This window comes from Streptomyces roseolus, from assembly GCF_014649855.1.
Taxonomy (GTDB): Bacteria; Actinomycetota; Actinomycetes; order Streptomycetales; family Streptomycetaceae; genus Streptomyces; species Streptomyces roseolus.
In genome coordinates this window covers 295,127-316,143 of the sequence record NZ_BMTV01000003.1, presented here as the reverse complement: position 1 = coordinate 316,143, position 21,017 = coordinate 295,127, and the positions used below count along the sequence as shown (strand labels likewise).

At 69.8% G+C, this 21,017-nt stretch carries 20 protein-coding genes and 1 pseudogene; 10 read left to right on the top strand and 11 right to left on the bottom strand.

The annotated features are described in order from the left end of the window. Window positions 1–69 precede the first annotated feature (69 nt). The 3 genes from IE245_RS05240 (at window position 70) to IE245_RS05230 (ending at window position 2,199) form a co-directional block, all read left to right on the top strand. Window positions 70–984, top strand: a complete 915-nt coding sequence (locus tag IE245_RS05240) for an ABC transporter substrate-binding protein (protein ID WP_229851076.1) — start codon at window positions 70–72, stop codon at window positions 982–984. A gap of 401 nt (window positions 985–1,385) precedes the next feature. Further along, the gene (locus tag IE245_RS38010; protein WP_373305270.1) at window positions 1,386–1,943 is read left to right on the top strand and encodes a MerR family transcriptional regulator; all 558 of its coding nucleotides are present in this window, start codon (window positions 1,386–1,388) and stop codon (window positions 1,941–1,943) included. Then, window positions 1,921–2,199 (top strand): hypothetical protein, encoded by a 279-nt coding sequence (locus IE245_RS05230; protein ID WP_189945523.1) that lies wholly within the window; start codon window positions 1,921–1,923, stop codon window positions 2,197–2,199. The genes IE245_RS38010 and IE245_RS05230 overlap by 23 nt, the downstream gene beginning before the upstream one ends. A 288-nt stretch (window positions 2,200–2,487) precedes the next feature. Here IE245_RS05230 and IE245_RS05225 read toward each other — a convergent pair whose 3' ends face one another. Continuing rightward, window positions 2,488–3,690 carry a cation:proton antiporter domain-containing protein gene (locus IE245_RS05225; RefSeq protein ID WP_189945522.1) on the bottom strand — a complete coding sequence of 401 codons (1,203 nt, stop codon included), beginning with the start codon at window positions 3,688–3,690 and terminating at the stop codon, window positions 2,488–2,490. Between the two features lie 614 nt (window positions 3,691–4,304). Here IE245_RS05225 and IE245_RS05220 point away from each other — a divergent pair. Further along, on the top strand, window positions 4,305–5,189 hold the full coding sequence (locus IE245_RS05220; protein WP_229851075.1) for a potassium channel family protein: 885 nt from the start codon (window positions 4,305–4,307) through the stop codon (window positions 5,187–5,189). Between the two features lie 48 nt (window positions 5,190–5,237). Here the strand turns inward: IE245_RS05220 and IE245_RS05215 are convergent, their stop codons facing one another. The 8 genes and pseudogenes from IE245_RS05215 to IE245_RS05180 all read right to left on the bottom strand — a co-directional run bounded on the left by IE245_RS05215 (window position 5,238) and on the right by IE245_RS05180 (window position 12,914). Next, window positions 5,238–7,091: a glycoside hydrolase family 15 protein gene (locus IE245_RS05215; protein ID WP_189945521.1), complete on the bottom strand. Its 1,854-nt coding sequence runs from the start codon at window positions 7,089–7,091 to the stop codon at window positions 5,238–5,240. A 45-nt stretch (window positions 7,092–7,136) separates the two neighbouring features. Then, window positions 7,137–8,036, bottom strand: a complete 900-nt coding sequence (locus IE245_RS05210; protein ID WP_189945520.1) for a universal stress protein — start codon at window positions 8,034–8,036, stop codon at window positions 7,137–7,139. Window positions 8,037–8,147: 111 nt separating this feature from the next. After that, window positions 8,148–8,639, bottom strand: a complete 492-nt coding sequence (locus IE245_RS05205; protein ID WP_189945519.1) for a YflT domain-containing protein — start codon at window positions 8,637–8,639, stop codon at window positions 8,148–8,150. Then, window positions 8,636–9,202, bottom strand: a complete 567-nt coding sequence (locus tag IE245_RS05200; RefSeq protein ID WP_189945518.1) for a DUF421 domain-containing protein — start codon at window positions 9,200–9,202, stop codon at window positions 8,636–8,638. The genes IE245_RS05205 and IE245_RS05200 overlap by 4 nt, the downstream gene beginning before the upstream one ends. Window positions 9,203–9,243: 41 nt before the next feature. Beyond that, entirely contained in the window at window positions 9,244–9,663 is a 420-nt protein-coding gene (locus tag IE245_RS05195; RefSeq protein WP_189945517.1) for a PRC-barrel domain-containing protein, read from the bottom strand. Window positions 9,664–9,895: 232 nt separating this feature from the next. After that, window positions 9,896–10,897, bottom strand: a pseudogene (locus IE245_RS05190) (hopanoid C-3 methylase HpnR); the annotation flags it as partial. 372 nt (window positions 10,898–11,269) lie between these two features. After that, a complete protein-coding gene (locus tag IE245_RS05185) occupies window positions 11,270–11,761 on the bottom strand; it encodes a gluconokinase (RefSeq protein ID WP_189945585.1) in 492 nt (163 codons plus the stop codon). A gap of 103 nt (window positions 11,762–11,864) precedes the next feature. After that, window positions 11,865–12,914, bottom strand: a complete 1,050-nt coding sequence (locus IE245_RS05180) for a glucose 1-dehydrogenase (RefSeq protein ID WP_189945516.1) — start codon at window positions 12,912–12,914, stop codon at window positions 11,865–11,867. Window positions 12,915–13,573: 659 nt separating this feature from the next. Between IE245_RS05180 and IE245_RS05175 the strand changes: the two genes are divergently transcribed. Next, window positions 13,574–14,821, top strand: a complete 1,248-nt coding sequence (locus IE245_RS05175) for a serine hydrolase domain-containing protein (protein WP_189945515.1) — start codon at window positions 13,574–13,576, stop codon at window positions 14,819–14,821. A 34-nt stretch (window positions 14,822–14,855) separates the two neighbouring features. On the opposite strand, the gene IE245_RS05170 is transcribed toward IE245_RS05175, so the two are convergent. Further along, entirely contained in the window at window positions 14,856–15,251 is a 396-nt protein-coding gene (locus IE245_RS05170; protein WP_189945514.1) for a PIN domain-containing protein, read from the bottom strand. 458 nt (window positions 15,252–15,709) lie between these two features. On the opposite strand from IE245_RS05170, the gene IE245_RS05165 reads away from it, so the two are divergent. From IE245_RS05165 to IE245_RS05145, 5 genes are read left to right on the top strand one after another with little or no spacing between them, the layout of a single operon-like run. Next, entirely contained in the window at window positions 15,710–17,533 is a 1,824-nt protein-coding gene (locus IE245_RS05165; RefSeq protein WP_189945513.1) for a sensor histidine kinase, read from the top strand. 7 nt (window positions 17,534–17,540) lie between these two features. Then, window positions 17,541–17,975 carry a roadblock/LC7 domain-containing protein gene (locus tag IE245_RS05160; protein WP_169089929.1) on the top strand — a complete coding sequence of 145 codons (435 nt, stop codon included), beginning with the start codon at window positions 17,541–17,543 and terminating at the stop codon, window positions 17,973–17,975. After that, complete coding sequence (locus IE245_RS05155) at window positions 17,972–18,349, top strand: DUF742 domain-containing protein (protein WP_189945512.1); 378 nt, start codon at window positions 17,972–17,974, stop codon at window positions 18,347–18,349. Before IE245_RS05160 ends, IE245_RS05155 begins: the two co-directional genes overlap by 4 nt. Then, window positions 18,327–18,950 (top strand): GTP-binding protein, encoded by a 624-nt coding sequence (locus IE245_RS05150; protein ID WP_189945511.1) that lies wholly within the window; start codon window positions 18,327–18,329, stop codon window positions 18,948–18,950. The genes IE245_RS05155 and IE245_RS05150 overlap by 23 nt, the downstream gene beginning before the upstream one ends. Next, window positions 18,947–19,519, top strand: coding sequence for a GAF domain-containing protein (locus IE245_RS05145; RefSeq protein ID WP_189945510.1), 573 nt, complete (start codon window positions 18,947–18,949; stop codon window positions 19,517–19,519). The genes IE245_RS05150 and IE245_RS05145 overlap by 4 nt, the downstream gene beginning before the upstream one ends. Window positions 19,520–19,583: 64 nt before the next feature. Here the strand turns inward: IE245_RS05145 and IE245_RS05140 are convergent, their stop codons facing one another. Then, on the bottom strand, window positions 19,584–20,792 hold the full coding sequence (locus IE245_RS05140; protein ID WP_189945509.1) for an acyl-CoA dehydrogenase family protein: 1,209 nt from the start codon (window positions 20,790–20,792) through the stop codon (window positions 19,584–19,586). Window positions 20,793–21,017 lie beyond the last annotated feature (225 nt).

Here is a 21,017-nt window from a genome sequence, read left to right as displayed (position 1 = left end):
ACCGCCGGCCGCCCCCCTCTCGGGTCGCGTCCGCGTGCCCGGTCCCGCCGCACGAGAACGACCCTCGCGGTGACCGGCGCCCTCGCCCTGCTCACCATCAGCGCCTGCGGCGCCGCCGAGACCGGCGGCGGTGACTCCAGGACCGTCAGCCTGCACACCCCTTCGTGGGTCGGTGCCGAGGTCAACACGGCCGTCGCCGCGTACCTGCTGGAGCACGAGCTCGGGTACGAGGTCAAGACGCAGCAGATGGACGAGACCCCGGCTTGGGACGCCATGAGCCAGGGCAAGATCGACGCGATCCTGGAGGACTGGGGTCACCCCCAGGAGGAGAAGCGCTACGTCCAGGGCAACAAGTCCGTCGTCCCGGCCGGCGAGCTGGGTGTGACGGGCCACATCGGCTGGTTCGTTCCGAAGTACCTGGCGGACGAGAAGCCGGACATCACGGACTACAAGAACCTCAACAAGTACGCCGATGTCTTCAGGACCCCGGAGAGCGGCGCCAAGGGCCAGTTCATCAAGGGCGACCCGTCGTACGTTTCGCACGACAACGCCCTGATCAAGAACCTCGGCCTGAACTACAAGCCGATCGAGGCGGGTGCCGAGGCCACGCATCTCGCGCAGCTGGAGCAGCTGTACAAGAACAAGAAGCCCTTCCTCACCTACTGGTGGACCCCGCAGTGGATGAACGCGACGATGGACCTGGTCGAGGTCGAGCTGCCGCCGCACGAGGACGGATGCGACGCCGACAAGAAGGAGGTCGCCTGCGCGTACCCGGACGTGCCGCTGAAGAAGTGGATGAACGCGGACTTCGCGAAGGAGGGGGGCGACGCGGCGGAGTTCCTGAAGAACTTCAAGTGGACGACCGAGCAGCAGAACCTGGTCGCCAAGTACGTCGCCGCGGACAAGATGACCGCGGCGAAGGCGGCCGAGAAGTGGGTCAAGGAGAACGAGTCGGTCTGGAAGGCGTGGTTGCCGAAGAAGTGACCAGGCCACGAACCGTGCACGGCTCCGCTCGAAGCGGTCACCGACCACGATGGGCGCCTCACGCGAGCATGTGCTCCGCTCTGTCGCACACCGCGCACGAAGCCGTTCGGTCCGACACTCGTCCCGTGGTTTCGCCGAGGCCGGACTCGTGGCGGACCGCCGGCCGGGCTCTACGCCCCGAGGGTCGAGCAGGGGTGTAGCCGGTGCGGGTGTCCGCGCTCGGGGTGTCCGGTTTCGAGTGAGAGCGAGTTCTGACAGTGAAACGGCGGCCGGGGCTGCCCGCGCAAACCTTTTCTGATCTTGCTCCGGAAAAGGGTCGTGCATGCGGGTCACGTCAAGTCGGTTCCTCCACGGCTGCGGCCTTGACCTTCGAGCCGGGGCGAAGGTTTACCGTCGGGTTCATGAGCACGATGCGGATCTCCCAGCTGGCCGGACGCTCCGGCGTTCCGGCGACGGCGATCACGCTGCGGTTCTACGAGAGCGCCGGGCTGTCGCCCGCCGACCGGTCCCCGGCCGGCCACCGCCTCTACGGCGAGGGCGCCGTCGAGCGTCTGGCGTTCGTCGGCGCGGCCAAGCACCTCGGGCTGCCGCTGGAGGAGGTCGCGGGCGGGTCGAGACGGAGGCGATGTGTCGCGGACACGTCAGACGGAACGGAATCCTCGTCCACTTCATCCGGTGCTCTTACTTGGCAGGAGGACGGACGTCCTATGGTCACGCGGATCAATGCTCCCCGTCCGGTCCCCCGGGTGGGCAAGACCTTCAAGGTGGTCTTCGATCCGCAGCGGCCGACGGAAGCGGCCTCGACCCAGTACATGGCCTCCGGCAGACGAAGCTCGGCTACGCCTTCCAGGCGGCTCTGGCTGTACTGGTCACCGCCGCCGTACTCCTGGTCACCGTCTTCAGCTGAAGACCGTGTGCCAGTTCCGGCTCGTTGCTGTGGCCTGCTCCCTGAGCGGTGACGGCCTGGGCGGGCGCACCGCCCAGTGGCAGCGGCTGATCGACGGCACGGAGCGGCAGGAGACCGACGAGGGCATCCGCCTCACCCTGCCCGCCGACCGGGCCGGGGCCGTGGCGGCACTGGCCGCCGCCGAGCGGCGGTTCTGCCCGTCCTTCGGCTTCCGTCTCCACCTCGACGGCCCCGTCCTGCACCTTCAGGCACGGGCCCCGTCCGAGGGGGCCGCGCTGCTCGCCGAGCTGTTCGGCTCGGCCGTCTGACCGGCCCGCCCCCTTGCCCTCGCTGCTCGCCAGAAGGCCCCCCTGTGATCGTCGCCCGCTCCGTCACCCTGTTCCTGCGCCCGCCCTTCTTCGTCTGCGCCCTCGGTTACGCCGCGCAGCGATTTCGGCGTGGCGGCCACCGCTGCCGAACCAGCCTCCGACGTCGGGGGAGGCGCTCCACCCACGCACGTTCTCGCCGCGGCGGGGTCGTGCGCCCAGCGACGAGTCGCGTGCTGTCCTGTGTGGACATCGTTCTGACACCTCACGTGATGTCCGACCGTTTCCCTGTCAGGTCGCCGCCCTGCGGTAGATGTAGGTGCCGGGCGAGGACGTCAGGCCATGCGCGAGTGTGCTTCCCGCGACGGCGAGGGCCCCGGCGGCGAACAGCCGTGGATCCGGGGTGAGTCTGTGCGCCTCCAAAGTGAGATACAGCAGCGCCGATACCCCGATGGGTCCGAACCAGCCGAGGAAGACCGCGTCCCGCCAGCGCAAAGCGAGGGGCCGCTTCAGGAGCAGCAGTACGGGAAGCCGACGTAGGAGCAGTACGGCGATCAGGAACAGCAACCCCTGCCAGCCCAGGCGCCGCCATTGCTCCCACGGCAGCATGGCACCGAAGATCACGAACAGTGGCAGCACGGCGAAGCGGTTGACCGCCTCGTCCGCCTCGGCTTCCTTCACCCTCTCACCGACGGAGCTGGTCGCGTTGAACGTCAGGCCACTCACGAAGACGGCCAGGACGCCGCCCGCGCCCAGCAACCCGGCGACTCCCAGCACGAGGAGAGCGAGGAGGAGAGTGAAGACCAGCAGTGGTCCGGGCTCCATGGCCCCGCTCCTCTCTCCGATGCGGGTGGCCCTGCCGGCGACCCAACCCGAGGCCACTCCGACTGCTACCGCGGCACAGACCTGCCACAGAGCCTCGCCAAGCGCCTGGCCGCCGGTGAGCGGCCCGGCGATCGCCAGTGCCCCGATGACCAGTGGCACCGCCAACCCGTCATTGCTGCCCGACTCCAGCGAAAGCATCTGTCGAGTGCGTGCGGGAACCGACTGCTCGGCAAGATCACCGGTTACCACGCTCGAGGCCAGGACGGGGTCGGTGGGGCACAGGGCCGCGCCCAGCAGTACCGCAACGCCGAGGCCCGCCCCTAGAGTGACGGCCGCCACCCCAGCCGTACTCAGAGCCATGAGCGGCATGGCCACGGCCACGAGCAAGGCGACCGGCTTCACCTTCGATCGCACGTCGTGCACGGGGTAACGCAGAGCCACCGCCATCACGGAGACGGCCAGCAGCACGCGACACAGTTCATGGACTCCGCGGTGGCCTTCCGGCAACACGGGAAGACGCAGCACGTCCAGGACGGCCGGACCCAGCACAACGCCCGTCAGGAGAGCCACCAAAGGCCCCGACAAGGGCAGCCTGCGCATGTAAGCGGAGAACGTGGCTACCAGAAGCGCGAGTGCGCCCACCGCGGTCAGAAGCGGGTCCAGCTGCATCGGTTCACCCCGAACGAATCGATCGGCACGTCTTGTCGGATGGAGTAGCGGGCACGAAGTCCGCTCGCTGCCGACACGGTGCACAGGGGACGGTCGGGCGCTCCTTGGCCGACGCCGTGTGGACGCCCGGTCCAGACCGTCTCACCTGATGAGGCGCGGTGCCGGCTTCTGTCGGTCAAGGGAGGTGAGCGGGTCGTTGTGGGTCTCCTCGCGGCAATCGCACCCTCCAGCGCACACGCGGCAGTGGCCGCGCCGACCCGACTTGCTCGCGCACTGACCGTCGCACGACTCGCGAGACGGTGGCGCCGGCCCCGGAACGCGGGGTTGGTACCGGTGTCGTGGCAGGTGTGCCGGAACAGCACGGCGGCCGTGGCGCCGCAGGTGGTACATGCCTGTGCACAGGCGATGCATTCGTCGATACGGCGCGCCGGTTTCTCGTCGGTCGTACCGGCAAGGCCTACGGAGTAAGTACCGAGCATGTCTTTCCCGCGAGTGACCAGGTGTTCCCTCAAGATGCGGTGATGTACCGACGTGGCGATGGTCACGTTGTACGCGTAACACGAAAGAACGGGCGCGAAACCAGGGGCCTCGCGGACGGCAGGAGGGACCACGGCGTGGACTGGATCGTTTCCGCAGGAGGAGCGGGACTGGTGCTGCTGGTTCTGCGGGACGTCTTCCACACGCTGTGGCACCCCGCTGGCCGAGGCGATCTCAGCATGTGGGTGAGCTCCACGCTATGGCGGGCATCACGGCGGCTTCCCGCGGGAAGCCGGGTGGGCGCGGTGACGGGTCCGCTTGCCATGGCGGCCGTCGCGGGACTGTGGACGGTGCTCATCGTCCTCGGGTGGACGCTGGTGTACTGGCCGCACGTCGCGCACGGCTTCTCCTACGCCCAGGGGCTGGAGCCCACGTCGCGGACGGACTTCCTCGATGCGCTCTACATCTCTCTCGTCATGGTGGCCACGCTGGGGCTGGGCGACATCGTGCCGGTCGAGGGATGGCTTCGCGTCGTCGCACCGCTCCAGGCCCTGGTCGGCTTCGCGCTGCTGACCGCCCTGGTCTCGTGGATCTCACAGGTCTACCCGGCACTCACTCGAAGGCGCGTCCTGGCACTTCGGCTTGCAGCGATACGCGACGCCACCCGCTCCGCCGGCCAGGTGATGACGCCTGCGCTCGCCGTCGATCTCGCGACAAGCCTCGCGACGGACGTGATCCAGGTGCGTGTCGACTTCGCGCAGCGGGCGGAAACCTACTACTTCCGTGACGGTGATGACCACTCGTCGCTGGCAGCGATGATCGGCGTCGCCGTCGGCTTCAGCCTTGAGGGGCAGGTATCGCCATCGGCCGACCAACGAGTCGCCACCGCCATGCTGAAGCACGCGCTGGAAGACCTCGCCGCCGCCCTGAACCGGCATTTCCTCCACCTGCGCCATGCCACACCCATGGAGATCTTCCACGCGTACGCGGCCGACCACGGCCGTACCCTGGTACGGCCGTGACCTCCTCCTGCGGACGGCGCCCCGCGGACACCGGGTCCGGTAGCCCGGTCAGGAGAACCACGCCTGGGTGGACAGTTCTGGTCGTACACCATGCTGGACTCGGCCGAGCACGACCGCGCTCGACACGAGACCGACGTGGCTGAGCGCCTGCGGGAAGTTGCCGAGGAAGTCTCCCGTGGTCGGATCTATCTCTTCGCCGAGCAACCCGAGGGGACTCGCGTATGAGCACAGCTTGTCGAAGAGTTCCGCGGCCTCATCAGTGCGTCCCTGACCTGCCAAGTTGTCCACGAGCCAGAAGCTGCACAGGACGAATGCGCCCTCAGGTTGTCCCAGTCCGTCCGGTGACTGAACCGGAAGGTAGCGGTGGAGCAGACCCCCGCCGGCGCCGAGCCGCGCCGCCACGGCCTCGCTGGTGGCGATCATGCGCGGGTGGTCCGCCGGCACCACGCGCCGCAGCGGGAGAGCCAGTAGCGACGCGTCCAGGCCACCGCCGGGGCCGAGGTGCTCGGTGAGCGCCCCTGCGTCTTCGTCCCATGCTTCCCGCAGGATGCGATCGGTCAGCCGCTTGGACTCCGTGGCCCAACCGTCCGCGTCGCCAGGCATACCCAGCCTGCGGGCGAGGCGGGCGGCCCGGTCGAGGGCCACCTGGCACATGGCGGCGGAGTAGGTGAAGGGCCGGCCCGCCGTTCGTACCTCCCAGATGCCACGATCGGGTGTTCTCCAAGCACGGCGGGCCTGTTCGACCAGGACAGCGAGGCGATTCCAGAGATCGCCGCCGAGTCGGCCGCCGGTTGCGGCCCACTGGAACGCGCAGTCCAGGATCTCGCCGTACACGTCGTGCTGAATCTGGTCGACGGCGGCGTTTCCCCACCGCACCGGAGCCGACCCGCGGTATCCCTCCAGCTGCTCGTCGATCGTCTCGGGCTGAGGAGGCAGGCCGTCGACGCCGTAGAGAACCCGTGGTCGGTCATCGCTCCACCTGGCTGTGGTGAGAGCCCAATCCAGAAAGCCCCCGGCCTCCATGGGCAGCCCGATACGCCGCAGCGCGAAAACCGTGTAGGCGGCGTCCCGTATCCAGGTGTAGCGGTAGTCCCAGTTCCGGGAACCCCCGATGAACTCGGGCAAAGACGATGTCGGAGCGGCGATCACAGCCCCGTTCTCTACGTAATCCAGCAGTTTGAGGGTGATCGCCGAGCGCCGCACCAGACCGGCTTGGGGCAGCTCGTGAACCACCTGCGCCGTCCACCGCCGCCAAGCACGGATCGTGCCGTTCAGAGCCGTGTCGACCTCTTCCGCGGAGGCCGGCAGGGGCCCATCCCAGCTGAGCTTCAGTGCCAGCTCCTCCCCGGAGCGCATCGGCAGGGTGCAGTCGTCGAGTCCCGGCAGGGGCCGCGATGACGACAGGTGGAGCGAAAGCCCCTGCCGGGGGCAGGACAGAAGCCAGGAGCCCGTCCGCTTCTTCCACTGGGCACCGCCGCGCGGTTGCAGGAGCACGCGGAGGTCCACGCTTCCGGCCACGACGCGTACGCGTCGTGCCAGGGCTCCGATTCCCGCCGGTACGTCTTCCTCCAGGAGGGACTCCGGCCGGAGCAGGAACGTGTCGGTGACCTCGATGACGCCTCTGGTGCCGTACATGCGCGTGATCAGCACAGCGGTGTCCTCCACGTACCACTGCTCGGTGCTGTGCAGATCCGCCGGGGCGATCAGGAATCGACCGCCGCGGCCGGCGTCCAGCAAGCCGCAGAACAGCGGCGGCGAATCGAAGCGGGGGACGCACATGAAGCTCACCGCGCCGTTCCGCCCCACCAGCGCTGACCCGCGGCCGTCGCCCAACAGTCCGTGGTCCGCTATCGGAAGGTACCCGTCGCGTTCTTCCACGCGCCTCGGCCCACTGTCGCCCATGCGGGTCCGCCTCTCAACAGTGCGTGCGGTCGGTGAGGAGGGCGGTCAGTCGCCGCCGCCCTGCCCGGGGACGACAGCTACGGGGCACTCCGCTGTATGCAGCACCTCGGCGCTGACCGAACCGAGAAGGAGGCGCTTCACCCCGGAGCGGCCCCGCGAACCGACAACGAGGAGGGCCGCGTCGCGGGCGGCCTCCGCCAGGAGCGTCGCGGCCCTTGTGCGCTCTATGCGCACGGTCGCCCGCACCGAGGGATACCGGGCCTGTCGCCCGGAGATCTCCCTGTCCAGAAAGTCGCGCGGCCCGTGGTCGAGGTTCGCGAAGTCGGCGGGCACCATTCCGATCGGACCGGTGGGAACCATCCCCACGTGGAAGGCGCCATGCACCAGCTCCAGGCGCGCGCCCGACATCTCGGCTTGCTCATAGGCGAAGTCCAGGGCGTCTGGTGAGGGGTCTTCCAGATCCACTCCCACCACGACGCGGTTCTCCGGCGACCCGCCGGTGTCATGGGGGCGGACCACGATCACCGGACAACGGGCGTGCGTGGCGACCTGCCAGCTGACCGAGCCGAGCGGCAACCGTGGGAATCCGCCGCTGCCCCGATGCCCGGTCACCAGCAGTCCGGCATCCGCTGAGCGCTCGATCAGCACCGCGGCCGCCTGCCCGATAGGCAGCTCGCCCGCTACGGTAAGACCCGGAAACTCCTGGCGTACAAGGTCTTCATATCGCTCCACGAGCCGTCCCCCGACGTGGACGGCCAAGTGCTTCTCCTGTTCGTCCGTCGGGGAACCGCCTGGCAGCGGGAACCGAATGGCGTGAGCGATGTGAAGCTCGCTTTCGCGGAGCTCCGCCTGCCGCGCCGCCAAGCGCACGATCTCGTCCTGATGCGGTCCGTCATCGACGCCCACGATGACGAGCCGATCCGTATGAGGCATCGCGTTCAACATGTTCGTGCACCCCTTCGGCACTCACTCCTGCGATGACACGGTGCTTCGGACGCACAGCGACTACCCTGCTTCGGCAGCTTGAGGCGTCGATGCGGCGAGGCGTTCTTCGTATCAAGAGACGCCGGACAAGCCTTCGCTGTGCAAGATTGCCCGAGCCTGCTCGGCCTGGCCACCGCTGGTGATCAGGTCATATCGGGCCGCAGCCAGGGCTCGGGTCGAGGAGAAGTCACGCCGGCCTCCCGTCGCGGCGTGTCCGGCCCAGCCCAGCACCGCGCCCCACAAAGCACCGGACAGCAGTCCGCCGAGAAGCAGCCCCAGCCACACCGGTCCTGCGGTGAACAAACCCACCAACAGGCCGACCAGCAGTCCGAACCAGGCACCTCCCGCCGCCCCGGCGGCGGCAGCACGCCCCTTGGTGAGCCGCCCTGTCACATGCTCCACGAGACGCAGATCGGTGCCCATGATGTCGAGGCGCTCCACCGGGAAGCCCTTGTCCGACAGGCAGTCGACGGCAGCCTGCGCTTCCTCGTAGCTGTCGTGGCTGGCAACCTTGTTCCACGTGAGGGTGGACTCATGCGGAGGGTTCGGCTCGATCTCAGTCATGTCGGCTCCTTCCCGCGATCACCCTGTCCCCCGCCCTTTGGTGCAGCATCCGGCTGAGAGCGCTCGACACCCTCCAGGGCGGTGCCAGAGCCGTACTTTGAGCGGGAAATCACGCTGAAGCTGCCGTCCGTTTCCAGGACGACGGCTTGCACGTCGTGGATGTCTCCCATTCCTTGAGACCGGACGGCTTGTCTCAGCTCATCAGGCGTCACTCTTTGTCGCCTCATCGCTTCATGCAGCATGCGGCCTTGGTGCAGCAGTACGGTAGGTCTCGCTTTCACCAGTCGCCGGACTCCGTCGGAACGGACTGATGCCCACGCCGTGAGGAACTGCAAAGCGACCAGTACCGTCAGTGCAATAGCCCCTTCAAGGAGGGCAACCTGGCGGTTGAGGAGAATGGTTGCCAAGGTCGAACCGAGTGCGACGGTGATCACCAGGTCGAAGGCGTTCATCTTTGACAGCGCACGCTTGCCCGACGCGCGGACCACGGCGATCAGAGTCAGATAGGCGAGTGCCGCCATGATCAGAACACGGAAGAGATCATGCCAGGAGTCGTAGATCATATGCGCACTGCTCCCTCCGGCGCAGGGGAACCTCGTGCCGCTCAGCGGGGGAAGGGGTAAGGGGGGTAGGTGTAACCCATGCCCCAGAACGGGGTGTAGCCGTAGTGCGAGTACACCCTGCCGTAGTAGTCGTCCGTGTCCACGAGGTCAGGGTCGTACGCCGGGGCATCGGTCACCTGCTTCTGGGACTGGTCGATGAAGACATGGTCTTCGCTGATCCGTGTGACGGCATCGACGGGGATGAACGTCTTCTTCTGGCCCAGGCCCAGAAAGCCTCCGTGCTCGACGAGCAGGAAACGGACCCTACCCTCGTCGTCGTCGATCAGCAGATCGTCGATCTTCCCCAGGTCCTCGCCGTCAGCCGTGCTGACAGTCCGACCTCGGATGTCCTCTTCCGGCGCGGCGACCGTCTGGTCGGAATCGCTCAGCTTCCTCAGAGTCGGTATGCGGGCGTTGTCCACGGCCCCTCCTTGGTCTGGCTCTCGTGCTTACGGTGTGCACTCGTGTCACGGTCGGATGGCTCTCACGCCCGACTGCCCGAAACGGCTAAAACCAATCATGGAGCGACGGACGCACGCTCTCCTGCGTCCTTGTGGAGGTTTCCGCGCTCCGAACGGTTCGGCTGATGCCGCGCGGTTACCTGGCGAGGGAGAAACGATGCCATGGGCGCCGACCGCGTAACACGACACCTTGCTACTCGGCCGCTCCGGCCTCACGTCGTCCGACCGGGCGAGTGTGCACGTACAGTTTCCGGCGGTCACCTACAGCGAGGTGTCGCGGCAGCGGGAGTTGGTAGCGTACTTCGCGCTGGTGGTCGGCCAGTTGCCGCGCGGGATTATAGGCGGTGTTGAACTTCCAGAGCATGCGGGCGAAGTCTGTCTGTCCATGGGCGAGGTTACCTGCCAGTACTCACAGGGCGTCTGCGGCGGTCCACAGGCCCAGGTGCTTGCGGTTGATGACGGCCTGCGTCTTGACCAGTTCGCGGTAGAAGACGTCCAGGGGCAGGGTGGTGGGCACTACGGCGTGCTGGATGTCGAAGAGCCGGTAGTCGTGGGTGGTGAGTCTCCGGGACTCGGTGTGCCAGATCTCCGTTCCCGGATAGGGCGTCATCACCGTCAGGTGCACGATCTCAGGGACGGCGAGCGCGAAGTCCCGGACGACACGGAAGCGCTCTTCGTCCCAGGCCGGGTCCACGATGAGGTTGATCGCGACGTTGATGCCGAGCCGGCGCGCCACCACCAGTGCCCGGAAGTTGTCGTCGGGGCTGACCCGTTTGCGATACAGGTCCAGCCCCTCGGCGTCGATCGCGCGCCCGTGCTCCGGCCGGATGAACGCGACGTCGTCGACAATGAACACGTTCGGTTCCCGGATACTCGCCATCTCCGCGTCGGCCGCCTCCGGAGAGGCTTTTCGGTGGCTGCGCCCGTAGAAGGTCCAGGCGGAGCAGAAGGAACGGTCCCACGGGCAGCCTCTGGTGAACTCGATCGACGTGCACGGATCCAGTTCACCGATGAAGTACCGACGCCGGTGCCGGGTCAGGTCGCGCGCCGGAACGGGGGTGTCGATGCTGGGTGCGGGGCCGTGCCCCGCCTCTGTGATGATCCCCGGCACCTTCTCCACGCCGCCGTCCTGGACCGCTTCCAGCAGGGAGGCCACGCCTGGTTCCCCTTCACCCCGCACCACCGCGTCCACCGATCTCCGTTCGGTGGATAGCCATGCGCTGTCCGGCAAACGAGGTGCCGCCCCCTCGACTGCGCACTCTGCGGGGACAGCGCGACCGGATACCAGTAATCGGGGTTCGCCCCCACGCGCCGAAGGTCGATCGTGCCGGAGCCTGGATCGTGGTCCCCCGAGAACCGACCGCTCCCCGTCCTGTCGAAGTCGGTCATCTCCCTCCTCGTAGTGGGACACTCCCCTCATCCTGGTCGGCACCTGCTTACCGTGCCCTGTTCAGGGCATCCGATCAGGGGGTGACCGTCCGCCCGTAGCCCTCCTGAACGACCTACGGCGGCCGAGGGAGCGCTCACCGTGGCCCTCTCATCCAGCGCGCGCAGGATCCAGCCGACTTCAATACTCGAAGTGGTCTGCGGAGCGCACGGCGGCCAGGGCGAGAGCCGTTGTTTCGGCCGGGGTGCCGTCGATGGGAACGCGCGCGCCCCGTTCGCCGGGAGCAAGCGACTCCAATGCCTCTATCTGCGAGCGCAGCAGCTCGACGGGCATGAAGTGGCCGCGCCGGGAGGAGATGCGGTCGGCGATGAGCCGGGGTGCACCGTGCAGGTGAAGGAAGAACACATGCCTGGCAACCGAGGCCAGCTTGTCCCGGTACTCCCGCTTGAGCGCCGAACACGCGACGACGCCTCCTGAGTCGCGGTGCGTGGAGAGCCACCCGGAAATCGCGTCCAGCCAGGGCCAGCGGTCCTCGTCCGTCAGCGGGGTGCCGGCGCTCATCTTCGCCACGTTCGCAGGTGGATGGAAGTCGTCGCCTTCCGCATAGGGCACCCCTAGTTGCCTGGCGAGGGCCTGGCCGATCGTGGTCTTGCCCGAGCCCGACACCCCCATGACGACGACCAGGGGCGCTTTCCTGTCGTGCACCACTTCCTGCGTCTGCCCGGCAAGCACTTGTCGCCCTCCACACCATGATGAGTCGATCGGAAAAGCATGCTCAGCCCAGAGAGATGACCACCTTGATGTCGTCCTCCCGCGCGTTGAAGGCTTCGGTGGCGTGGTCCAGGCCGACGCGTCGCGTGATCATGCGCTCCAGCCAGGTGCGATCGGCCTTGGCAAGAGCGTCGGCCCCCTCGCGGTAGTGGCGCGTATTGGCGTTGACAGAGCCGATCACCGCGTCGTTCTCCAGGACGAGCTCCCGGTTGACGCTCCCCGCGTCGACCGTCAGCGTGCGGCCCCTTGAGGAGACACCGGTGAGACACACCACCCCGTAGGGGGCCGTCCCGGCCATCGCACCGAACACCACAGACCCCGCACCGGTCGCCTCGATCACCACGTCCGGACAGATCGCAGCCGTCACCTGCTCCACGTCCTCGCTGTGATACTCCGCTCCGAGGTCGGTCACCAGCCCTGGCTTGGGGCCCGAAGTCACCCGGTCCATGACGTGTACCTCCAGACCGCGCCGCACCCCCAGAAGCGCGGCCAGCAGACCGATAGGTCCCGCCCCGGTCACCAGCACACGACGGGGATCGAACCACGACCTGCCGCCTACCCGCTCGACCTGTTCCCACGCTTTCGCCACCACACTGGCCGGTTCCACCAGCACACCCACGTCCTCCAGACGTGGGTCGACTCCGACCGCGTAATCGGTCTCCACTGTCCACAACTGGCTGCCGTACCCGTCGCGCTCCTTGATGCCGCGCTCGGTGTAGCGGCCGTTGCGGCACATGTCGAACTCGCCCCGCGCGCACGCTCCGCAGGGCTCGGGGTCAGGGCGCCGCACCACACCCGCGACCAGATCACCGGCTTTGAACCCGCTGCCGGAAGGGGCGCGGCAGACACGGCCAAGGGACTCGTGTCCCAGGATCAGCCGCTCCTGGCCCGGGGGAACCCAGCCGTACTGACCGGCCACGATCTCCTTGTCCGTACCGCACACCCCGATGGCCAGGCCCTCCACCAAGAGCTCCCCATCGGCCGGTAGCGGCTCGGCCACCTCCCTGGCTTCTAGCGAATGAGAGGACATGGGTCGGACAGTCAGGGCGCGCATTCGTTCCTCCCGAGGGCACGAACAAAGGCCGGATCCGGATGGCTTCGGTGTGCGTATGCCCGATATGTAGGGCCTTATGGGCTCGAACTGTCTCGCTGCCGTAGCGCATGGCGGGCCAAGCAGGGCGGGGTGAGCCCACCGAGCACGGAGTCCGCCGGTCCTGCGGTCAGGTCCGCGATGGTGTCGTCGTACGTGACACGCATCGAGCCCGGCGCCAGCTGCTCCGCTACCCATTGGGGAGGGTGCGGCGGCTGCGGCGGGTGAGCCTCGCGCGGGGGCGAGTCCGGACGGTCCCGTGCGAACGGTCCGTCTGCGGGGGCTGTCCGCGGGGGACTGGTCGTGCGGGCCTGACCGTGGGGTCCGCCCGTGCGGGTCCCCCTGCGAGGGCTGTCCGTGCGGGCCCGTCCGTGGGGGGTCCGTCAGGACGGGCCCGTGCGTCGGGTCCGGACGGATCCGGCGGCCGCGGCCCGGCCGTGCGTCCGGCGCATCCGTTCGGTCGAATCCGCCCGCGTCCGGAACCTTTCGGCGCCCGGGGCCCTCATGATCGGTGGACGGGGGCGCGGCCGCGGTGTCCGTACGCGTGCGGCCGGTCCGTCCCGTCCGCGGGCACCGAGGGGGTGCGCCGCGTCGAGACCCACCCGAGCAGCCGAGGAACCACCGTGTCCCTGACCACCCGCCGACGCCGGACCGCCGGTGTCGCCGCCGCCCTGATCGCCGCCGTCGTGGCCGGCCCGGCCACCGCCGGCACCGCCGCCGCCGCGCCCGCGCCGGTCCCCGCACCCGACCGGGCCGGCATCGTCGCCGCGCTGAACTCCGCGATGGCCAACGGCGCTCCGGGGGCGATGGCCCGGTTCTCCGGTCCCGGCGGGGTCGAGAGCCTGACCGCCGGCGTCCGGGACCGGGCCTCCGGCGCCCCGATGGACATCCGTGCCCGCTTCCGGATCGGCAGCGTCAGCAAGACCTTCTCCACCGTCGTGCTGCTCCAGCTCGTGCAGGAGGGCCGACTGGAGCTGGACGCGCCGGTCAACCGCCACCTGCCCGGGCTGCTGCCCGACGAGCGGATCACCGTCCGGCACCTGCTCACGCACCGCAGCGGGCTCGCGGACTACACCAACGCCATGTTCGCCGACACCGTGCCCGGCTTCGAGGCCGTCCGGAACAGGGTCTTCACCCACCAGGAGCTGGTCGACCTCTCCCTGAGCGAGCCGCGCACCACCGAGCCCGGGGTCGCCTACCGCTACTCGAACGCGAACTTCGTGGTCGTCGGCATGCTGATCGAGAAGCTCACCGGACAGCCGGTGGACCGCGCGTACGAGCGCCGGATCTTCAAGCCGCTGAAGCTGCGCGACACCTCCTACGTCCACCCCGACACCCGCATCAAGGGGCTGCGCGTCCGCGGCTACCTGCACCCGGACGCGGCCGGCGAGCCGCTGGTGGACTCCACCGAGCAGACCGTCTCCTGGGCGCAGTCCGCCGGCGCGGTCATCTCCAGCCCCGCCGACCTCAACACCTTCACCAGCGCCCTCATGCGCGGCCGGCTGCTCTCCCCGGCGATGCTGGAGGAGATGACGACGGTCACCCCGACCGACACCACGAACACCCGCTTCTACGGGCTCGGGCTGCGCCGCTACGACCTCTCCTGCGGCGCCCAGGTGTTCGGCCACACCGGCACGGTCCAGGGCTACTACACGTACGCCTTCTCGACCCGCGACGGCCGGCGCAGCCTCTCGGCGGTCGCCAACACCTCCAACCACGGCGCCGCGAACACGGCGCTCGGCGGCACGCTCGAAGCGGCCTTCTGCGGCCCGAAGCCGGCCCCGGCCGCCTCCGCCCGCTCCGCCTCCGGCGCGGACACCGCCGAGACCACGCCGCTGCCGGCCGAGCGCGACCTGCCCGAGCGGTACTGAGCCGTCGGCGCCCCCGGCGCCGCCCCCGCCCCGTTCAGCCGCCCGGGAGGCTGCGGGGGCCCGCGCAGTGGGCGCCCGTCTCCTCCACCCGGCGGCGCAGCTCCCGGTCGGCCGTGATCACCAGACACGGCCGGCCGTGGGCCCGGCGGGCCAGCTCGGCGATCAGGTCGTCGCCGCTGCCGGGCGCCTCCTCGACCCGCACCCCCGGCACGGAACCGACGCCCCGGGCGCGGCCCTCGACCACCAGCACGATCTCGTACGGCCCCGGGAACGGGCCGTCGGCGGGCCCGCCGTGCGCGGCCAGCCGGTCCCGCAGCCGCTCCGCCGCGCCCCGCCGGTCGCGCCACCAGCCGTCCGGCACGGAGCCCACGACATTGGCCCCGTCCACGACGAGCAGCGGACGGCGGGAGAGCTCGGCTTCGGCGTTCATGGGACCAGGATGACAGCCCCGCCCCTCCCCAGAGCGTTCACGCTCCGTGACGGAGGAGGGTCGGAGGGGCGGTTCGGAAGCCCTCCGGAGGATTCCGCTCGTGGGCGGGCCGGGCGTGTTTCCGCAGAGAGGAGAGGTCAATTGGCCTCTCCGCCCTCTTTCGTACGGTTCCGGTCTTCGACAACTCCCCTGTCGAACAGGCGACTTTCAGCCAATCGATCTCGGCCTCCCAGTGGGGGTGAATAGCAGATTCCCCAGGTCTACGGGCACATTTGCCAACTGCGCACCGCACGTGAACGGTTGACGACTACAGTGTGTGGTCGCTGATCATCGGTAGGCTCATCGCACCTGCCGTCCCCATCCGCAGCCTCCCCGGCACCACCCCCCGACCCCGGCCCACGAGTCCCCGCAAGCACCCCTCAGTACGCCGATTTCCCGGGCACGTACCAAGGACACCCATGTCACAACTTCGCGCACCCGCCCCGCGGTCCGACCGTCGCGAGGGCGGGCGGCACGGCCGTTCGGGCGCCCGCACCACGACCACCGGCGCCAGCCAGACCAGGCCCGCGACGGCCGCTCCCCTCGAAGTCCGCATACGCCCCCAGCTGTTGCGCACCTCGGTCCTGCCCGCCGTCGCCGTCGCCCTCGGCGGCGCCGCCGCCGTGCTCTTCACCCTGCGCTCCACCGGCACCGCCCCGACGCCCGGTCTGTGGGCCGCGCTCACCGGCGCCGCCGCCCTCACCGTCGCCTCGGTGACGGCCGCCGCGCTCGGCGCCGACCGCGCCGCCCGGGCCGTCCTGGACCGGGTCGGCGCGCTGCGCCGCGACGCCACCCGGACGCAGGACGAACTCCACACGCTGGTCGAGCAGTTGCGCCGCGGCGAGGACCTGGCCCCCCGGCCCGCCCTCCCCGACACCACCCACGGCGACGAGTTCGACCGGCTCGGCGCCGAGCTGGCCCGCTCCCACGAGGCGGCCGTCGCCGCCGTCGTCCAGGCCTCCCGCCTCTCCTCCAGCGTCGGCAACGAGCAGAAGGTCGAGGTCTTCGTGAACCTCGCCCGCCGGCTCCAGTCCCTCGTCCACCGCGAGATCCAGCTCCTCGACGAGCTGGAGAACGAGGTCGAGGACCCCGACCTGCTCAAGGGCCTCTTCCAGGTCGACCACCTGGCCACCCGCATCCGCCGGCACGCCGAGAACCTCGCCGTCCTCGGCGGCGCGATCTCCCGCCGCCAGTGGTCCAACCCGGTCACCATGACCGAGGTGCTCCGCTCCTCCATCGCCGAGGTCGAGCAGTACCCCCGGGTCAAGCTCGTCCCGCCGATCGACGGCACACTGCGCGGCCACGCCGTCGCCGACGTCATCCACCTCCTGGCCGAGCTCGTCGAGAACGCCACGGTCTTCTCCGCGCCGCACACCACCGTGCTGCTGCGCGCCCAGTACGTCACCGCGGGCCTCGCCATCGAGGTCGAGGACCGCGGCCTCGGCATGCCCGTCGTCGAGCAGAACAAGATGAACGCCCTGCTCGCCGACCCCGACCAGGTCAACGTCGCCCACCTCCTCCAGGACGGCCGCATCGGCCTGTTCGTGGTCTCCGCGCTGGCCCGGCGCCACGGCATCGCCGTCCGCCTCCAGTCGAACATCTACGGCGGCATCCAGGCCGTCCTCGTCCTCCCGCAGGGACTCCTCGGCGCCGACCCCGAGGGCCTCGCCCAGCACGAGCGCCAGACCGCCGCGGTCACCGGCGCCACCCCGCAGCAGCACCCCCAGCAGCCCCAGATCCCGGCGCAGGCCCCGGCCCCGCAGGCTCCCCAGGCCCCGGCCCCGCAGCCCGCGTACGCCCAGCCCGCCCCGCACGCCGAGCCGCCGCACCCCCGCGGCGACGCCCCCACGGCCCCGCTCGCGCCGGCCGCGCCCGCCGCCCCCGCCCCCGTACCCGCGGAGGCCCCGGCCCCGGCTCCGTACGCCTACCAGCCGCCGCCCGCCCCCGCGGCGCCGGCGCCCCCCGCGCCGGCCGCACCGGAACGCCCTTACCTCGCGGCCGGGTTCGGCGCCGTGCCCCCGGCGGCCCGCCCGGAGGCGTCCGGCCGGCCGGACCTGCCCAAGCGGCGCGCCCAGGAGCACCTCGTCCCCCAGCTGCGCGACGAGCCGCAGGCCCGTCCCGCCGAGGAACACGCCCTGCACGACCCCGGCCTGATGGCCGCCTTCCAGCGTGGGATCGGCCTCGCCGAATCCCAGCCCACCCCCCAGGAGTCGCTGCGTCACGGCGACGCGCACAAGGAGTAGACACACAATGGCGAGCAATGTGCCGAACGGCCATTCCTCGGATCTCGACTGGCTGCTGAGCGGTCTGGTCCAGCGGGTCCCGTACACCCGCAGCGCGGTCCTGCTCTCCTCCGACGGCCTGGTGAAATCCGTCCACGGCCTCGACCCCGACGCCGCCGACCACATGGCGGCCCTCGCCTCCGGGCTGTACTCGCTCGGCCGCAGCGCCGGCGTCCGGTTCGGCGACGGCGGCGAGGTCCGCCAGGTCGTCGTGGAGCTCGACTCCACCCTGCTCTTCGTCTCCACCGCCGGCTCCGGCACCTGCCTGGCCGTCCTCGCCGGGCGCGAGGCCGACGCCGCCGTCCTCGGCTACGAGATGGCGATGCTGGTCAAGAGCGTCCGCCCGTACCTGATGACGCCCGCCCGGCAGGCGGCCGCAGCGGCGGGTGGCGCCGGTCAGTGAACGCCTCACCCCCGCAGGAAGGGCCCTGGCTCGACGACGCGGCCGGCCGGCTCATCCGTCCCTACACCGTCAGCGGCGGACGGACCCGGCCCACCACCTCGCTCGACCTGCTCTCCCTGGTGATGGCGACCGGCTCCGGGCCCCTGGCCCACATGGGCCCCGAGCACGGCCTGGCCCTCGGGCTGTGCGACGGGCCCACCTCGGTGGCCGAGATCGCGGCGCACTTAAGGCTGCCGGCGGCCGTCACGAAGGTCCTCCTCTCCGACCTCGTGGACTGTGGGGCCCTCACCGCGCGGGCCCCCCGCTTCCACGCCAACCCATCCGACCGTTCCTTGCTGGAGGCAGTGCTCGATGGCCTACGACAGCGGCTCTGAACGCCATGACGGTCTCGCGGCCGATCCCTTCCCCACCGCGCTGAAGATCCTGGTGGCGGGGGGTTTCGGCGTGGGAAAGACGACCTTCGTCGGAGCGGTCAGCGAGATCGAACCGCTCAGCACGGAGGAGCTGCTGACCTCGGTCAGCGCCGCCACCGACAGCCTGGAGGGCGTGGAGAACAAGACCACGACCACCGTGGCCATGGACTTCGGCCGGATCACCCTCGACGACCGCAACGTCCTCTACCTCTTCGGCACCCCGGGCCAGGAGCGGTTCTGGTTCATGTGGGACGAGCTGTCCGAGGGCGCGCTCGGCGCGGTCGTCCTCGCCGACACCCGACGCCTCCAGGAATGCTTCTCGGCGATCGACTTCTTCGAACGCCGGGGCATCGCCTTCGTGGTGGCGGTCAACGAGTTCGACGGCGCCTTCCGGTACGACCGGGAGGAGATCCGGCAGGCCCTCGACCTCGACCCCCTGGTGCCGATCGTCCTCTGCGACGCCCGCATCTCCAGCTCCGCCATCAGCACGCTGCTGACCCTCGTCCAGCACCTCCTCAACTCGACACCGGCCAGCGAGCCGAGCTTCGGAGTCACGCCATGACCTACGACCCGACCGGTCACCTCCTCCTGACCCCCATCGACAAGGAGGCCCCGGACCGGGTCCGGCGGCTGCGCGAACTGGGCCTCGGGGAACGCCCCGACCCGGCCTTCGACGAGTTCGCGCAGCGGCTCGCGGAGATCACCGGGGCCCCGTTCTCGATGGTCAACTTCATCGACGAGAACCGGCAGTTCTTCGCCGGCCTGCACACCCCGGGCGGCTCCCACTCGGGCAGCGACCTGGGCGCGGCGGCGGCCGGCGCGGGCGGCGTCGGCCGGTTCATGGCCCGCGACCACGGCTACTGCCCGCACGTCGTGGTCCGGCGGAAGGCGCTCGTCCTGGAGGACGTCTGCGACTACCCGCGCTTCGCCGGCAACCCCGTCGTGGACGAGATCGGCATCCGCTCCTACATGGGCGCGCCGCTGATCGACCGGACCGGCGTGGCGCTCGGCACCATCTGCGTGGTCGACACCGACGTCCGGCCCTGGGGCCGTTCGGGCCTGGAGACCATCAAGCAGATGGCGGCGGAGCTGGTCGAGCAGATCCACCGCCGCGAGGACGGCAGGTTCTGAGCCGCGCCCACGCGGAGGCGGGGCCCGTACGGTACGCCGTACGGGCCCTCGCCCTTTCCGGGGCTCAGACGGCGGCGGGCTCCGGTTCCGGGGTGCGGACCAGTTCGGAGAGCCGCTCCGACCAGCTGCCCTTGTCCTGGCCGAGGGCGACCTCGCCGAGCCGGAGGAGCTGGACGTCGGAGGTGCCGGCCGGCGCGAAGATGTGGTGCGCGTCGCGGAGGTAGCGCTCGATGGAGCGATCGGTGAAGAGGCCGGCGGCGGCGTGGATCTCCATGGCGTTGCGGCCGGAGTCGATGGCCGACTCCACGTTCACCAGCTTGGCGTTCATCAGCTCGGTGTCGCAGGAACGGCCCTGGTCGAGCAGGTGCACCGCGTGGTACGCGGCGAGCCGCGCGGTCATCAGGCGCGACTGCATCTGGCCCAGCTTGAGCTTCACCGTGGGCAGTTCCGACAACGGCTCGCCGTAGCGGATCCGCTCGCGGGCGAAGCGGGTGGTCTCCTCCAGGATCGCGGTGTGGATGCCGAGGGAGACGGCGGTGAGGTTGGCCCGGCCGTAGAGCACGCTGGAGGAGTACGCGACGGCGAGGCCGTCGCCCTCGTCGCCCAGCCGGTTGGCGGCCGGGACCCGGCAGTTCTCGAAGATCAGCTCGCCGAAGCTGAAGCCGTGCAGGCCCATGGCCGGCTGCTGCGGGCCGAGCCGGAAGCCGGGGCGGTCGGACTCGACGAGGAAGGCGGTGAGCCCCTTCGAGCCGGGGCCGGTCCTGACCACGACGCCGTGCAGGTCGCCGACGTGGCTGTTTCCGACGTAGATCTTGCTGCCGTTGATGATGTAGTCGTCGCCGTCCCGGACGGCGCTCGCCTCCATCCCGAGGACGTGGCCGCCGGACTCCGGCTCGGTGACCGCGATCGTCGGCAGGCACTCGCCCGAGGCGACCTTCGGCAGCCAGGTCTTGCGCTGGGCGTCGGAGCCGAAGTGGACGATCTTGGCGGTGCCCAGCTGGGAGGCCTGGACCATGGCGCCCATGGCTCCGCTGACCCGGGACAGCTCCTCGATGATGATCGTCTTGGCGAGGTGGCCGGCGCCCATGCCGCCGTACTCGGGGCTGATCGTCGCCCCCAGCCAGCCCTGCGCGGCGATCAGCCGGGACAGCTCGTGGTGGACCGTGCGGGAGGCCTCCATCTCGGCTATGCGGGGCCGCACCTCCCGTTCGGCGAAATCGCGTACGGTCTCGCGCAGCCGATGATGCAGCCGGCTGCTGAAGTAGCTGTCCATACGAGTACCTCCCTGCGAAACGCCTGTCCGGCGGGGTCCGGACAGGTGGTGCATCGGCGGTGGTCCCGTCCCGAACAGGCCGACCCGTTCATGGTGTTGATCTTTCCGGGGTGGATCAATATCGCCCCCGTCTTTGTCCGAAACCTGTGCTATTGACGATCACTTCCGACTGTGTTGCGGGCGATCTGGAGCCTCAGCGTCCGCCCCGGGTCCTCACGGAGGGTC